Origin of the sequence: Brevundimonas sp. MF30-B (assembly GCF_004683885.1) — a bacterium.
Taxonomy (GTDB): domain Bacteria; phylum Pseudomonadota; class Alphaproteobacteria; order Caulobacterales; family Caulobacteraceae; genus Brevundimonas.
Window position 1 is genome coordinate 1,966,723 of record NZ_CP038440.1, and the last position, 13,255, is coordinate 1,979,977.

A 13,255-nucleotide genomic window follows, 5' to 3' on the forward strand; every position below is an offset into this window, starting at 1 on the left:
CGTCATCGTCGGACTTGATCCGACGATCCAGCCGCGCCGGCGGTGAGGTCAGAGCGCCTGGATGCTCGGATCAAGTCCGAGCATGACGGCGTGAAAGTCGACTGGCGCTAGATCCGCCGCCTCGGCCCGCTGACGAACAGGCGCGGCTGGGAGCGCAGCACCAGCCACAGATTGACCGTCGCCACGCCCAGCACGATTGCGGCCCCGGCCTGGTGCAGGACGCCCAGCGTCAGAGGCACGGCGTGGATCAGGGTCAGCACGCCCAGGATCGCCTGCATCCAGACCGCGGCCGCCAGGGCGATGGCCGACGCGCCCATGCCCTCGGCCAGGCGCCAGCGCAGGGCCTGAATAACATAGAGGGTCACGACCGCCAGCAGCAGATAGGCGACGATGCGGTGATTGAACTGGGTCAACGCCTGATCGTGCAGGAAGGCTAACGCCCCCTGCCCCCAGTCGACCGGCGGCAGGACCTGACCGTTCATCAGCGGCCAGTCGATGTAGACCATGCCGGCGTGACCTCCGGCCACCAGGGCGCCCAGCAGGCTCTGGACCATCACCAGCCCCAGCAGGAGGCCGGCGCCGCGCGACCAGCCGCCGGGACTGCGCGACCGCTCGGGGCCCGCCCAGGCCTCCAGCCCCGTCCAGATCAGGCCGACGAAGATCAAAAAGGCCAGGCCCAGGTGCACAGCCAGACGCTCTGGCGCGACGGTGACGCGCTCGGACAGGCCGCTGGACACCATCCACCAGCCGATCAGGCCTTGCAGCCCGCCCAGCGCCAACAGCACGGCGCAGCGCGCGATCAGGCGTTTTGGCATGGCCATGCGGCCCAGCCACGACATCGGCGGTGCCAGTCGGCACAGCAGGAAGAAGAAAAACGGCAGGGCGAACACCACCCCGATCAGCCGGCCCAACAGGCGGTGCAGCCACTCCCACCAGAAGATGCCCTGGAACTCGGCCAGGCTCATGCCGGCGTTGACCAGTTGGTACTGGGGAATGGCCTTGTACTTGTCAAAGGCTTCCATCCAATCGGCGTGACTGAGCGGAGGGACGGCGCCCATGATTGGCTGCCATTCGGTGATCGACAGGCCCGAGCCGGTCAGGCGCGTGACGCCGCCGACCACGACCATGGCGAACACCAGGGCCGCGCTGAGAAACAGCCAGATCGCCACCGGCCGAGAGTGTTCTGATTGAGAGAAACGGTTCATTCGACGCCCGTCGTTCGCCCCGATATGCTGTCGGTTCGATCCGACACCGGGGGTATGCCCCGACCGCGCGGCAAGATCGAGACGTTCTTGGAGAGACTTTTGGTGCAGTACGCCGAACTCATCATCGCCGTGCTTGGCGCAGGCGCCTTGGCTTGGGTCGCAGATCTGCTGACAGGACGGCGCGGGCTTGCGGCGACCAGCCTCGTGTCGGCCACCGGCGCGGCCTGCGGCTGGTTCCTGTGCGTGCGCGTCTTCGGCCTGGCGACGCTGGATCAGTGGCTGTGGGTGATGTGGGCGATGGCCGGGTCGATCCTGTGCCTGTTCGCCTTCTTCCTGTTCCGGAGCAAGCGCTGATGGGCGCCCGCACGCGTCGTTTCGTCGCCATGATCGCGGTGCTGGTCTTTCTGGCCGGCTACATCTGGGCGGCCGTAGCGATCGGCGAGCAGCTGCCCGACAACGTCCTGATCCAGCTGCTCTACTACGCCTTCGCCGGCACGGCCTGGGGCGTGCCTCTCTACCCGCTGTTCCGCTGGGCGGAACGAGGCTGAAACGACAAGGGGCCGCCCGAAAGCGACCCCTGAACCGTCATTCAGACCTAAGTTTGAATGGTCGGAGCGACAGGATTCGAACCTGCGACCCCTTGACCCCCAGAGCTCTCGGAGCCTCTTTCACCCCGTTTCAATAATGCCCAAAAACGTGCTAAATGACAGATAGATAGGCGAATTGTGGGTTCATCACATTTCACCGTTATTCTTCGAGTTTCTGCATTTTGGACCCCATATGGACCCCAGGATCGGGGTCGTGAGCGAGGTGTCGAATGACGACAACCAGACTGACGGACAGGTCTGTCGCCGCTCTCAAAGCATCGGCCGATGACCGTCTCGAACTTTGGGACGCCGACCTGAAGGGACTGTATCTGCGCGTCTCCGGCGAATCCAAGGTTTGGGGTTATCGGTATCGTCGTCCGGACGGCAGCCGACCTCGGGTTCGATTGGGCCGGTATATTGCTCCGGACCAGACGGGCGGCGACAAGTCCGCCCTGACCGTCGCCGGCGCGAGAGCCAAGGCGAGGAAGCTGCAGGTCGAAGTGGACGAAGGCGGCGACCCGGCCACCAAAATCCAGATGGCCCGGACCGCAGCCAGGGAAGAAATGCTTCGAACCTTCGACGACCTGGCCCAGAGCTACTTCGAGGCGACCGAAAGCGGTGAGTACCGCCCGAGCCGGCGGCGCAAACGTGCGCCCACCATTCTGTCGGAACGCAATCTCTACAAAAACCATCTTCATCCGCTGGCTCCTCTCCGCATCGAGGCGGTCAACAAGACGGTCGTCCGCAGCCGGCTCCGAGAAATCCTGAAGGCCGGCAAGGGCGTGACCTCGAACCGTGCGCGCAGCCTCATCAGCCAGATCTTCGCCTGGGGGATCGCCGAAGGCCGGGTTATCGCTAACCCCGCCCAGCAGCTTGATGATCTGGCGGAGGAGACGCCGCGCACACGGGTGCTGGACGATGCCGAGCTGCGCGCGCTCTGGAGGGTGCTCGAAGATGCGAGCGGCTACCGCCGCCCGCTGGCCAACGGACGCGAGGAGCCCCTCATGGTGGGCCGTCCTGTCCGCATAGTGATCCAGTTGGCCGCACTGTTGCTGCAACGGCGGGCGGAGATCGCCGAGATGCGTGTCGACGAGCTGGATCTCGCTGAGCGGACGTGGACAATCCCGGCGGCGCGCACCAAGGCGGGTCGGACGACCGTGGTCCCTCTGGGGGAACGCTCGATCCGCCTGATCGAGGAAGCCCTGGCGCTTCGCCCGGTATCCGCCGACGGCCAACCGGCGTCGCCCTTCGTCTTCCCCGGCCGGGGCAAGGTCCCCGGCCCGATCTCACCGGGGGCGATCAGCCATGCGATGCGCGACCTGCGCGTGGCCATCAGCGTGCCAGACATCACCGTCCACGACCTGCGCCGCAGCGGGGCCACCCGCCTCGCCCGGGCGCGGGTCAGCCCCTTCATCCTCTCAAAACTGCTCAACCACGCCAGCGACCTCGGCGGCGGCTCGTCGATCACCATGTCGGTCTACGTCCAGCACGACTATCTCGAGGAGAAGCGCGAAGCGATCGAGACCCTTGAGCGGATCATCCTCGACACCGTCCGTTCCGACGTCGCCGCGAGTCCGGTCTCGTCGCCGGCCCTGCCCGCGCCGCCTCTCAGGCTCCCCGCCCCGTCTCACTGAGTCTCGACCGCCTGTCGGCACAGCGTCCGCGCGCCCTGCCTGCAAAAGTTGTCGAAAGCGGACGGCGCCGGCAGGATCGTCGTCCTCCCGTCTACCTGAGCCCTGTCGCCCTCAGAAGCCGAAATCGATCTGGTTCGGGTGGACCGGGCGTCCCCGTTTGCACCGCCGCGGAGGGGACGCCGGTCTCGCGGACGGCCCGGACGCCTTGGACGGAGACTCAGGCCAAGGCGGCCTGGACAGCGCCAGGGTGGGAAGCGGCGGTCGATCCACGGGCGCAGCGGCGGTGTGGAGCGCCCGGTCGGTCTGCGGTTTTCGTCCACCCCTGCCGGGCGGGGCCTTGAGCGGCTTACGGTCCAGCCGGCTGAGTTTCCAGGCGTCGAGTTCGCTTTCCCACCAGCCCACCCGCCCCGGCGAAAGTGGGACCGGCGCGGGAAATCGTCCGGCCTGTTGCAGGCGCCAGGCCGTGCTGCGGCTGATGCCGGCGATGTCTCGCACCCTCGACCAGGGCAGCAGGCGGTCGCCCGTTCCGCCCGGGCGGTCCGCCGTCATCGTCCCGCCCCCTCCCCCACAGGGTGGACGAAACCAATCTCGACCGGGCGGCTAGACACGACGGCGCGCCTGGGCGGCGGGCGGCGCCGCCGTGCGGAGTTCGCTCATCTGCGCCCGGGCCCAGTCCGTCAGGAGGGATTTTGGATAGAAGGGCTTGGCGCGGATGTGGCGGCAAGGCGGACCGCCCGAGCCCGCCGACCACATCCGCGCCAGGGTCGCCGGCTTCAGTCTCACCCCAAGGGCGGCCAGGTGGGCCGAGGCCTCCTGGCGGGTCAGCAGCGTCTCACCCGCGCCGTCGGTCAGGGGATCGGTCATCCCGCACCTCGCGGCCGGCAGTCCCGCGCGCTCGCCACCCTGCGACCCGCGCTCAGGGCCAGGTAACAGTCGATCACCGCGCGCACATACCGCTGGGTTTCAGGGATATCCGGCACGCGGCCGCGGGCGGCGACGCGGGCCGGGCCCGCACTGAAGACCGGGGCATGGCTCACGCTGCCCTCAGCGAGGATCTCGTCGACCATCAGATGATTGCGGTGATCGAGGAACAGGACGCGGAACTGCTCCCGCGGCGCATTCGCCTGGACCGTGCGCGCATAGGCCTGCAGGGCGCTCCAGGCGCTGATCACCGGCCGTCGCGCGGCCGCCGCCCGCGCCAGGCGCGCCGCCAGCTCCCGCAACAGGGCCACGTCCTCCAAGGCGGCCTTCGACAGCGCAGCCGCCCGCGCCAGGGCCGGGCGATCCGCCCCGACCGCGCCGCCGAGCCCGTCGAAGCGGGCGACGAGACGGGCGGCCGCGCCTTCCGGATCGGGCTCCCAGCGGCGCAGCCACAGGGCCAGCAGGGCGGCGTCGTCGAGCGCCGACAGAGGCCGGACGACGTCTGCTTTCAACGAGCGAGGGCGCGCCTCCGCGGTGGGCCTCAGGGCGCGGGGGGCGGATGCTGGACGGGACATGACAGTCTCCTTGCCGCTCCGGACGTGGAGCACCCGCTCTCCCGCCTTCCTTCATCCTTTCAGACCGCCGGGCCGGCTCCCGATCGACAGGCGGGATCCGGCTCCCCGTCGGCTCGTCCAGTCTCGCCCGCCCCTCCAGCCGGCTGGAACGGGCTCCACACTCCCATCCACAGGAACAGAACAAAAGCGGAACTTTTAGTCTGGCCGCAGTCAGGAGCGGCGCGTATGCCTGTCTCCGGGTCGGCAACCGGAGACGTGACATGCAGCAGGACGCCTTTCCCACGCGCCCCCACGACCAGCACCGCCTCATGGAGAGGCTGGCCAACGCCCGGGTCACCGAAGAGCGCGCCCGCGAGATCATGACCAGCCGGGAAGCGCATCGCGCCTTCATGGCCGAGGTCGCCATGGGCCTGGGGCCTTATGCGAAGGGCGCGCGTCCTTGAAGGCACGGCTGGCGTCAGCCGCGCTGCGGCCGTTCCAAGAGGGCCGGATCGGGCCGGTCGGCTTGGCTGCAGTCGGCGGATATGGGTCGCTCCCGGGTTCACCGCCTTAACAAAGCGCGCTCCCAGAGGCTGCCCCGCCATACCCTCCCATAGGCGGCGAGGCGTCAAGCCGATGCGGATGACCGGGACGATCGCCGAGGCGAAGGTCGGCCCGCGTCGAGCGCCCAGGTCGAGAGACCGAGCATCAGGATCCGATGACGCAGACTCCAGGGCTGACCCCGGCGCACATGCGCAGCGCGCCGGCCGCGGTCCGACTGGAGCGAGTGGCGCTCGGCCCCGTCCTCATCGACTTCGAGCACCGGCGTGTCAGCCGCGACGGGGCGGTTGTCCGGCTGACCCCGAGGAGTTCGAAGTCCTCGCCCATCTGGCGCGCCACCTGGGCAAGGTCGTCAGTCACCAAGACCTGCTGACCGCCGTGTGGGGCAAGGCGCAAACGGACGACACCCCGTATCTGCGGGTCGTCGTCGGACAGCTCCGCAACAAGCTTGAGGCCGTCCCTGCGGAGCCAAGCCTGCTGCTGACCGAACCCGGCGTCGGCTACCGGCTTGAGGCGGCGGCCGACGGCGGCCGGCGGCGGCTGAACGTCGATCCTCGTCCGTGACCACTGCCCCCTATCGGCGCGGACATCGCGAGGCCCTCTGAACAGCGACAGTCCGACTCCCGCAGCCGTCCATCGTTCGCGATCCCGCTCATCCGCTTTCTTTCTCCGCCTCAGGATCAGGACGGGGACCTGCGAGTTGGTGTCCAGCACGCCGGACGATCTGCGGTCCCGGACCGAGACGCCTGGCCCTTCAGAAAGACCGCGATGATCGACCTGGCCGCCCATGACGTCGCTCCCTTTCCCTCCTTCACCAATGCGCGGGCCCTGTCAGGCATCGCCCTGTACAGCCCGACCAACCAGCGGGGCGGCAACCGCCATGACCAGGCTTCGCGCGAGGTGCTCGTCGCGCGCCTGGCGACGCTCCTGCGCCTCCCTCTCAGGCCCGAGGTGGTGTCGACCGACGACGTCGGCCCCGACGTCCTGCTCGTCCCGCGCGAGACCCTGGTCGACGGCGTCGGACCGCAGGCGCCGCTGACGACGACCAGCCTGCTCGGCGGGCGGGTGCCTCACGCCTTCGTGGCGACCAAGGCCATCACTCACGGCCTGATCCATCCCGACGCCGCCTGTCCGCCGGGCTGGTCCAGCGCCATGGCGGAGCGGCTCGGCGACGCCGCCCTGGACGGCTACACCGCCTTCTGTGTCGCGGACGCGCTCGAGGCCGGCCGACGGCTGCTCGAGACCGGACCGGCGCGGGTCAAGGATGTGAACGGCAAGGCCAGTCTGGGCCAGACGGTCGTGCGCAACGCCAAGGAGCTCGACGCCGTCATGGCCGAGCAGGATTCGGACGAACTCGCACGGTTCGGCGTGGTCATCGAGGAGAATATGGACGAGGTGGAGACCTACAGCGTCGGCAGCCTCTCCGTCGCCGGCCTGGAAATCAGCTATGTCGGGGACCAGCAGGAGACCGTCGACCACAAGGGCCGGACCGTCTACGGCGGGAGCCGGCTGCGCTGCGTCCGCGGCGGCCTGGACCGCCTGACCCACCTCGGCCTGCAGCCTGAGGCGGTCGAGGCCGTCCGCTGCGCGGCGGTCTTCGACGATGCGGCCCGACGCGCCTATCCGGACATGATCCTCACCCGGCGCAACTACGACGTCCTGGCCGGCCGGGACGTCCGGCGCCGGCGGCGCGTCGGCGTGCTGGAACAGTCCTGGCGCGTCGGCGGCGCCACCGGCGCCGAGGTCGCCGCGCTCGAAGCCTTCGCCCGGTTTCCCGATCTCCTCCAGGTCGAGACCGCGACGGTCGAAGTCTATGGAAAGGCGGCCGTCCCAGAGCACGCCGTCACCTATTTCAGCGGCGTCGACCCCAGGGTCGGGGCCATGACCAAATATGCGGTGAGGCTGGCGTGAAGGATCAGGTCGACATCCAGGAGGGCCGCGTCGAGCTCACGGTCGACGGCCAGAAGCTGTCCGGCACCCTGCTGCAGCCCGAGGCCCCCGTGCCGGGATTCCTCTTCGTCCATGGCTGGGGCGGAGACCAGGAGGAGGATCTCGACCACGCCGAGGAGATCGCCCGCCTGGGTTGCGTCTGCTTCACCTTCGATCTCAGAGGTCACGCCGAGAGCGATGCGAGACGCGATGAGGTGACCCGCCAGGACGGCTTGGACGACGTCACGGCCGCCTATGACTATCTGGCCGCCCAGCCCCTTATCCAGGCGGACTCCATCGGCGTGATCGGCACGAGCTACGGCGGCTATCTGTCCGCTTTGCTGACGGCGGACCGGCCGGTGCGGTGGCTGGCCCTGCGCGTCCCCGCCCTCTATCCCGACGCCGGCTGGGAGACGCCCAAGGCCCGGCTGGACAAGGCCGAGGTCCGCGCCTACCGCGAACAGCCCCGGACGCCGCAGGAGGACCGCGCCCTGGCGGCCTGCGAAGCCTTCGAGGGCGATGTTCTGATCGTGGAGTCCGGCGAGGACGACCGCATACCGACCGAGGTGATCCTGTCCTACCAATCGGCCTTCAAGCGCGCCAAATCCTTCACCCATCGCGTCATTTCCGGCGCCACCCACGCGATGCGCGATCCGGCCGACCAGCGCGTCTATGCGACGATCCTGATCAACTGGCTCGAGGAGATGGTGCGCGCCAGCCGGAGGTCCTACCGCTGACAGGGTCTCCCGCAGTGCGGCGGCGGCTGCACGCAGGTGTTCTGTGGGGATGTCCACGACGGATCGATAGGCGAGCTGCAGCAGATTTGCCTGAGCCGGACGCGTTGAACACGCCGACGCTCCGCTCCCGCCGGCTCCGGCTCATGCCCGGCGCGCGCTCCTCGTCTCAGGTCGCCGCCGTCAGATCTCGGTAAGGCTCGCCCGCCTCCCCCGCTTCGGCGCGCGTGAGCACCTTCGTCTCCGCCGTCGAACTGACCGCGACCTTGATGTCCCTGATGCGGATGCCATCCGCTATGGTGCGCGGCCGGGGGCGATCAATGGTCGCGATACGCGCAATCCAGTCGTCGGTCTGGACGGTGATCAGGCCCGGCATCCGGGCAGGATCGCCATTGGCTTCCGCCGCCATGGTGTCGAGACGTGCGTTCAGGTCTTCGGGCGTCATGCGCCGACGCTTAAGCCGAGTCGGTCAGCAGATCGTCAATGCGCCCTCCGGCAGGGCTCGCTGCAGCCCCTTCGCCTCATCCCACGGCGCCCGCATCCAGGTTTCGCGCTCTTCAGATGTCGTCAGGATCACCGGCATGGCCTTGGGGTGGACCGACTTCACCGGCTCGCTCGGTTCGGTCGTCAGAAAGGCGAAGAGGTCGCACGTCTCCATGCCGGTCCTGATCTTGCGGACACAGGACCACCCCCGCACCTGGACGCCGGCGAAAAAGGTCAAGGGCTCGGGGTCGTCGCCGGCCAGTCGAAACCAGACCGGACGATAGCGGCCCTCGGCGTCCCGGCCCGGCTCGCTGAAGGCCGTGAACGGGACCAGGCATCGATGCTCCGGCGCCAGCCACGGCCGCCAGTGCGACGAGGCTGTGTTGCGCACATTGGTCGTGCCGCTGTCCGGTTCCAGCTCGAGCAGTTTCGGAAAGTCGACGTCCTTGCCCTTGGCGCGCAGCTTGTCCGCCCGCTTCGTCGCCGCGTCGAACAGCGCCTTCTTCGACGACGGCAGGCCCCAGCGCGCCGAGGTCAGCACGCGCTCATCGCCGTCCCAGCGCACGATCCGCGCGGCGTAGTCGGGGTAGACCTCGCCCGGAGCCAGATTGCCCACGTCCGACCGCATGGCGTTGGCCAGATCCAGGATGGCCTGCGGGCCGCTGCGCTGGCGATAGAGATTGCACATCAGCGGACGCTCTCACGACGACCAGGGTTTGTGGAGCCCAGCACCTCTCAACGCAGCCCGCGGATTTTCTGCATGAGCGCTTCGCGTGATTTGCGATAAGCACTGGCCGCCTTGTCACGTTCGTCCGCCAAAGCCGCCTGGCGCGCGTCGAAGGCCGCCTGAGCATCCCCCCACTCTTCGTCCAAAGTCTCGACTTCGGCCTCAAGCGCCTTCCGCTTCTTGTCGGTTGCTGGCGGCGGCGTCGCCTTCCGAGCCTTTGGACGCGTCCCGAGTTTCCCCTCGTCGATCGTCTCGCCGCGCTGGATGACCTCTCCCGGTGCAGCCACTGCCGCGTCGTAGTCCGATCCGCTCTGGATCTCTCGGGCCAAGCCGTCCTTGAAGATGTCCCGGCTCATGCCCCAGGCAGCGAGGGCCTTGGGACGCGAGGACGCCGCCACGGTAAAGGCATGGAACCCGTCCGACCACGAAAAGACCTTCAGTCTCGACTTCGCCATCTCGAGAAACTCTCTTCTCAGTCAGAACAGCCGCTCCCGCCCTGACAGGATAAGGATCAAGCGGTGCGTGGCGGCGAGAAGGTTGCCCAGGACGGTCATGGAGCCCCAATGCAGGGGCCTGGGCTGAGTTGCCTCACGATTTCGTAGGCCAGATCGAATGCCGCAACGCAACAAAGCGGTTGCGCCCCGCCAGTCGCTGGGCACAGTCTGCGTTGCTGACCGCAGCGAGAGCCCATGACCCAGGCGTTCGACGAAATGGCAGGCGACGGATCCGGGCCGGTGCGCGAGGGCTACCACGCCCTGTCCGAATGGCTGCGGCAGGCGCCGCCCGACCTGCTGCAGGCGCGCTCCCGGCAGGCCGAGCTGTTCTTCCGACGCATGGGGGTCACCTTCGCCGTCTACGGGGACGCGGACTCCAACGAGCGGCTCATTCCCTTCGACGTGGTGCCGCGCATCATCAATGCCACGGAATGGGCCCGCCTTGAGGCGGGCCTGAAGCAGCGGGTGGGCGCCCTCAACGCCTTCCTCCAGGACATCTACGGCCCTCAGGAGTGTCTGCGGGCCGGCGTCGTGCCGGCCGAACTGATCCTCACCAACCCCCAGTACCGGCCCGAGATGCAGGGCCGCCGGCCGCCCGGCGGGGTGTGGTGCCATGTCGCCGGGGTCGATCTGGTGCGGACCGGCGAGGACGGCTTTCAGGTGCTCGAGGACAATGCGCGCACCCCCAGCGGCGTCTCCTACATGCTGGAGAACCGCGAGATGATGATGCGGCTTTTCCCAGACCTGTTCGCCGATCATCGGGTGCGGCCCGTCGACGACTACACCGACAGCCTCCTCGGCGCCCTGCAGGCCTCCGCCCCGCCCGGCTCCGGCGACGATCCGACCCTGGTCGTCCTGACTCCCGGTCCCTTCAACTCCGCCTATTACGAACACAGCTTCCTGGCCGACAAGCTCGGGGTGGAGCTGGTCGAGGGCCGCGACCTCTTCGTCAGGGACGACACCGTCTTCATGCGGACGACGGAGGGATTCCGGCGGGTCGACGTCATCTACCGCCGCATCGACGACGACTATCTCGACCCCCTGACCTTCCGGCCGCACTCGACGGTCGGCGTGCCCGGGCTGATGGCCGCCTATCAGGCCGGACGCGTCACCCTGGCCAATGCGGTGGGGACCGGCGTCGCCGACGACAAGGCGGTCTACACCTATATGCCGGAGGTCATCCGCTTCTTCACCGGCGAGGAGCCCCTGCTGAGCAATGTGCCGACCTGGCGCTGCCGCGAGCCGGACCACCTCAAGGCCGTGCTGGACCGGCTGGACCAGCTGGTGGTCAAGGAGGTCGGCGGCTCGGGCGGCTACGGCATGCTGGTGGGCCCGGCGGCGACCCGGGCGGAGCTCGAGGCCTTCCGCGCCCGGCTGATCGCCGATCCGGGCGCCTTTATCGCCCAGCCGACGCTCAATCTGTCGACCGCGCCGACCCTGGCGGGCGGGGCGCTCGCCGCCCGCCACATCGACCTGCGCCCCTTTGTCCTGAGCCGCCCCGGCGCGGTCGAGGTGATCCCGGGCGGCCTCACCCGGGTGGCCCTGACGGCCGGTTCGCTGGTGGTCAACTCCAGCCAGGGCGGCGGCACCAAAGACACCTGGGTCCTGGACGACTGATGCTTTCAAGAACCGCCGACAGCCTGTACTGGACCGGCCGCTACATGGAGCGGGCGGACTTCCTGGCCCGCATCCTGGAAGCGGCGGTGCGGCTCGCGGCCCTGCCGACCCGCGACGACGCCGCCCAGTCGGCCTGGGCCGGCGCCCTGGCCTCGTCCGGCATGAAGGGGGCGTTCGATGCGGGCGGCCGGACCGTCTCCGAGAAGTCGGTGCGCGAGTTCCTCGCCTTCGCCGCCGACAATCCGACCTCGATCAAAGCCTGCCTCACCCGCGCGCGCACCAACGCCCGGTCGGTGCGCACCGCCCTGACCATCGAGCTGTGGGAGGCGATCAACGGCGCCTGGAACGGGCTGAACGAGCTCGGCCAGCCAAGCCGCCGCGACGACTTCGTCGGCTACCTGGATTTCGTCAAGGCGACCGCCCTGGCCGTCGAGGGCGCGGCGTCCCGCACCATGCTGCGCAACGACGCCTACTGGTTCCTGCGGCTGGGCATGGCGCTGGAGCGGGCCGACAACACCGCGCGTCTGCTCGACGTCAAATACCATCTGCTGCTTCCGCCGGGCGAGCGGGTCGGCGGCCAGCTGGACTATTTCCAGTGGACCACCCTGCTCAGGGAGGTGTCGGCCCTGACCGCCTATCGCTGGGTCTACCGCGGCTCCGTCCGCCCCTGGCTTGTGGCGGACCTGCTGGTCCTGAACCGGCAGATGCCCCGCTCCTTGGCCAGCTGTCAGGGGATGATCGTCAGCTATCTCGAGCGGCTGGCGACGGACTACGGCCGCCGCGGTCCGGCCCAGCGGCTAGCCTCGGCCCACCTGTCCCGCTTCAACACGGCCCGCATCGAGGACATCTTCCAGTCCGGCCTGCACGAATACATCCAAGCCTTCCTCAAGGAGAACAACGCCCTGGGCGCCGCCATCTCCGAGCAGTACCTGGCCTGACCATGCGGATCCGGATCGACCACGTCACCTGCTACAGCTACGCTCGGGCCGCCCGCCACATCATCCAGGTGCTGCGGCTGACGCCTAGCGGCCATGACGGCCAGCAGGTCGGGGAATGGCGCATCGAGACCGATGTCGACGCGAGCCTGCGCCGGTCCGAGGATGCCTTCGGCAACATCGTCCACACCCTCTACACCGAGCGTCCGACCGACGCCCTGACCCTGCGGGTGACCGGCGACGTCTCGACCAGCGACACCGGCGGCGTGCTGAGCGGCCAGGTCGAGCGCCTGCCCCCCCTGGTCTTCCTGCGCGACACCCCGCTGACCCGGGCGGACGCGGCCCTTGCCGACTACGCCCGCTCGGTCCGGCCCGGCCGCACGCTCGATCGGCTGCACGCCCTGATGGACGCCGTTCGCCGGGATGTGGCCTTCGAGATCGGCGCCACCACCGCGAGCCATTCCGCGGCGGAGGCCTTCGCCCTGGGGCGCGGCGTGTGCCAGGACCACGCCCAGATCTTCATCGCCTGCGCCCGCCGCCTCGGCGTGCCCGCCCGCTATGTCTCGGGCCACCTGAACCGGTCCGACGGCCGTCACGCCCAGGAGGCGGCCCATGCCTGGGCCGAGGCCTATGTCGAGGACTTGGGCTGGGTCGGCTTCGACCCCGCAAACGGCGTCTGCCCCACCGAACACCATGTCCGGGTGGCGATCGGTCTGGACGCGCTCGGCGCCGCGCCGATCCGGGGGTCCAGCTACGGCGGAGGCGCGGAACAGCTGTCCGTCGCCCTCGACGTCCGCCCGGTCCAGGCGGCGTCACAACAATAGGTCGTCGCTCCCGGCATTACGCCTTGCGGGCCCTTCCCGCCCGCCCTGCT

Annotated in this window: 17 protein-coding genes; 10 read left to right on the plus strand and 7 right to left on the minus strand. The window is 68.9% G+C overall.

Features of this window, described 5'->3' with window-relative positions:
* Nucleotides 1–107: 107 nt before the first annotated feature.
* On the minus strand, nucleotides 108–1,205 hold the full coding sequence (locus E4M01_RS09975; protein WP_135062919.1) for a COX15/CtaA family protein: 1,098 nt from the start codon (nucleotides 1,203–1,205) through the stop codon (nucleotides 108–110).
* A gap of 87 nt (nucleotides 1,206–1,292) precedes the next feature.
* Here E4M01_RS09975 and E4M01_RS09980 point away from each other — a divergent pair, with 87 nt between their 5' ends.
* The 3 genes from E4M01_RS09980 to E4M01_RS09990 all read left to right on the plus strand — a co-directional run bounded on the left by E4M01_RS09980 (nucleotide 1,293) and on the right by E4M01_RS09990 (nucleotide 3,426).
* On the plus strand, nucleotides 1,293–1,559 hold the full coding sequence (locus tag E4M01_RS09980) for a transglycosylase (protein WP_245158219.1): 267 nt from the start codon (nucleotides 1,293–1,295) through the stop codon (nucleotides 1,557–1,559).
* Complete coding sequence (locus E4M01_RS09985) at nucleotides 1,559–1,753, plus strand: DUF2842 domain-containing protein (protein WP_135062917.1); 195 nt, start codon at nucleotides 1,559–1,561, stop codon at nucleotides 1,751–1,753. Before E4M01_RS09980 ends, E4M01_RS09985 begins: the two co-directional genes overlap by 1 nt.
* Before the next feature lie 269 nt (nucleotides 1,754–2,022).
* On the plus strand, nucleotides 2,023–3,426 hold the full coding sequence (locus E4M01_RS09990; protein WP_135062915.1) for a site-specific integrase: 1,404 nt from the start codon (nucleotides 2,023–2,025) through the stop codon (nucleotides 3,424–3,426).
* Nucleotides 3,427–3,537: 111 nt separating this feature from the next.
* On the opposite strand, the gene E4M01_RS09995 is transcribed toward E4M01_RS09990, so the two are convergent.
* Genes E4M01_RS09995 through E4M01_RS10005 form a run of 3 tightly spaced genes read right to left on the minus strand, consistent with a single transcriptional unit; the run spans nucleotide 3,538 to nucleotide 4,922 of the window.
* A complete protein-coding gene (locus E4M01_RS09995; RefSeq protein ID WP_135062913.1) occupies nucleotides 3,538–3,975 on the minus strand; it encodes an AlpA family transcriptional regulator in 438 nt (145 codons plus the stop codon).
* 51 nt (nucleotides 3,976–4,026) lie between these two features.
* Nucleotides 4,027–4,290, minus strand: coding sequence for a hypothetical protein (locus E4M01_RS10000; RefSeq protein WP_135062911.1), 264 nt, complete (start codon nucleotides 4,288–4,290; stop codon nucleotides 4,027–4,029).
* Entirely contained in the window at nucleotides 4,287–4,922 is a 636-nt protein-coding gene (locus tag E4M01_RS10005; protein ID WP_135062909.1) for a JAB domain-containing protein, read from the minus strand. The genes E4M01_RS10000 and E4M01_RS10005 overlap by 4 nt, the downstream gene beginning before the upstream one ends.
* A gap of 260 nt (nucleotides 4,923–5,182) precedes the next feature.
* On the opposite strand from E4M01_RS10005, the gene E4M01_RS10010 reads away from it, so the two are divergent.
* The 4 genes from E4M01_RS10010 (at nucleotide 5,183) to E4M01_RS10025 (ending at nucleotide 8,128) form a co-directional block, all read left to right on the plus strand.
* On the plus strand, nucleotides 5,183–5,365 hold the full coding sequence (locus E4M01_RS10010; protein WP_135062907.1) for a hypothetical protein: 183 nt from the start codon (nucleotides 5,183–5,185) through the stop codon (nucleotides 5,363–5,365).
* A gap of 178 nt (nucleotides 5,366–5,543) precedes the next feature.
* Nucleotides 5,544–6,026: a helix-turn-helix domain-containing protein gene (locus E4M01_RS10015; protein WP_245158217.1), complete on the plus strand. Its 483-nt coding sequence runs from the start codon at nucleotides 5,544–5,546 to the stop codon at nucleotides 6,024–6,026.
* Between the two features lie 204 nt (nucleotides 6,027–6,230).
* Entirely contained in the window at nucleotides 6,231–7,373 is a 1,143-nt protein-coding gene (locus E4M01_RS10020) for a DUF3182 family protein (RefSeq protein ID WP_135062905.1), read from the plus strand.
* Nucleotides 7,370–8,128, plus strand: coding sequence for a S9 family peptidase (locus E4M01_RS10025; RefSeq protein ID WP_209316025.1), 759 nt, complete (start codon nucleotides 7,370–7,372; stop codon nucleotides 8,126–8,128). Before E4M01_RS10020 ends, E4M01_RS10025 begins: the two co-directional genes overlap by 4 nt.
* A gap of 166 nt (nucleotides 8,129–8,294) precedes the next feature.
* Here E4M01_RS10025 and E4M01_RS10030 read toward each other — a convergent pair whose 3' ends face one another.
* Genes E4M01_RS10030 through E4M01_RS10040 form a run of 3 tightly spaced genes read right to left on the minus strand, consistent with a single transcriptional unit; the run spans nucleotide 8,295 to nucleotide 9,790 of the window.
* The gene (locus E4M01_RS10030) at nucleotides 8,295–8,570 is read right to left on the minus strand and encodes a hypothetical protein (protein WP_135062903.1); all 276 of its coding nucleotides are present in this window, start codon (nucleotides 8,568–8,570) and stop codon (nucleotides 8,295–8,297) included.
* Nucleotides 8,571–8,594: 24 nt separating this feature from the next.
* Nucleotides 8,595–9,296: an SOS response-associated peptidase family protein gene (locus tag E4M01_RS10035; RefSeq protein ID WP_135062901.1), complete on the minus strand. Its 702-nt coding sequence runs from the start codon at nucleotides 9,294–9,296 to the stop codon at nucleotides 8,595–8,597.
* A gap of 47 nt (nucleotides 9,297–9,343) precedes the next feature.
* Nucleotides 9,344–9,790, minus strand: a complete 447-nt coding sequence (locus E4M01_RS10040; protein ID WP_167792137.1) for a hypothetical protein — start codon at nucleotides 9,788–9,790, stop codon at nucleotides 9,344–9,346.
* Between the two features lie 234 nt (nucleotides 9,791–10,024).
* Between E4M01_RS10040 and E4M01_RS10045 the strand changes: the two genes are divergently transcribed.
* The 3 genes from E4M01_RS10045 to E4M01_RS10055 are packed head-to-tail and all read left to right on the plus strand — an operon-like array spanning nucleotide 10,025 to nucleotide 13,205.
* Complete coding sequence (locus E4M01_RS10045) at nucleotides 10,025–11,446, plus strand: circularly permuted type 2 ATP-grasp protein (RefSeq protein ID WP_135062897.1); 1,422 nt, start codon at nucleotides 10,025–10,027, stop codon at nucleotides 11,444–11,446.
* Nucleotides 11,446–12,384: an alpha-E domain-containing protein gene (locus E4M01_RS10050; RefSeq protein ID WP_135062894.1), complete on the plus strand. Its 939-nt coding sequence runs from the start codon at nucleotides 11,446–11,448 to the stop codon at nucleotides 12,382–12,384. The genes E4M01_RS10045 and E4M01_RS10050 overlap by 1 nt, the downstream gene beginning before the upstream one ends.
* 2 nt (nucleotides 12,385–12,386) lie before the next feature.
* Nucleotides 12,387–13,205 carry a transglutaminase family protein gene (locus E4M01_RS10055; protein ID WP_135062892.1) on the plus strand — a complete coding sequence of 273 codons (819 nt, stop codon included), beginning with the start codon at nucleotides 12,387–12,389 and terminating at the stop codon, nucleotides 13,203–13,205.
* Nucleotides 13,206–13,255: the final 50 nt, after the last annotated feature.

Coding starts and splice junctions, on each gene's coding strand:
- E4M01_RS10015 (WP_245158217.1), top strand. CDS start 5,544: ATGACCGGGACGATCGCCGAGGCGAAGGTCGGCCCGCGTCGAGCGCCC.
- E4M01_RS10010 (WP_135062907.1), top strand. CDS start 5,183: ATGCAGCAGGACGCCTTTCCCACGCGCCCCCACGACCAGCACCGCCTC.
- E4M01_RS10030 (WP_135062903.1), bottom strand. CDS start 8,570: ATGACGCCCGAAGACCTGAACGCACGTCTCGACACCATGGCGGCGGAA.
- E4M01_RS10045 (WP_135062897.1), top strand. CDS start 10,025: ATGACCCAGGCGTTCGACGAAATGGCAGGCGACGGATCCGGGCCGGTG.
- E4M01_RS09985 (WP_135062917.1), top strand. CDS start 1,559: ATGGGCGCCCGCACGCGTCGTTTCGTCGCCATGATCGCGGTGCTGGTC.
- E4M01_RS09975 (WP_135062919.1), bottom strand. CDS start 1,205: ATGAACCGTTTCTCTCAATCAGAACACTCTCGGCCGGTGGCGATCTGG.
- E4M01_RS09995 (WP_135062913.1), bottom strand. CDS start 3,975: ATGACGGCGGACCGCCCGGGCGGAACGGGCGACCGCCTGCTGCCCTGG.
- E4M01_RS10020 (WP_135062905.1), top strand. CDS start 6,231: ATGATCGACCTGGCCGCCCATGACGTCGCTCCCTTTCCCTCCTTCACC.
- E4M01_RS10055 (WP_135062892.1), top strand. CDS start 12,387: ATGCGGATCCGGATCGACCACGTCACCTGCTACAGCTACGCTCGGGCC.
- E4M01_RS10050 (WP_135062894.1), top strand. CDS start 11,446: ATGCTTTCAAGAACCGCCGACAGCCTGTACTGGACCGGCCGCTACATG.
- E4M01_RS10035 (WP_135062901.1), bottom strand. CDS start 9,296: ATGTGCAATCTCTATCGCCAGCGCAGCGGCCCGCAGGCCATCCTGGAT.
- E4M01_RS10005 (WP_135062909.1), bottom strand. CDS start 4,922: ATGTCCCGTCCAGCATCCGCCCCCCGCGCCCTGAGGCCCACCGCGGAG.
- E4M01_RS09990 (WP_135062915.1), top strand. CDS start 2,023: ATGACGACAACCAGACTGACGGACAGGTCTGTCGCCGCTCTCAAAGCA.
- E4M01_RS10040 (WP_167792137.1), bottom strand. CDS start 9,790: ATGGCGAAGTCGAGACTGAAGGTCTTTTCGTGGTCGGACGGGTTCCAT.
- E4M01_RS10000 (WP_135062911.1), bottom strand. CDS start 4,290: ATGACCGATCCCCTGACCGACGGCGCGGGTGAGACGCTGCTGACCCGC.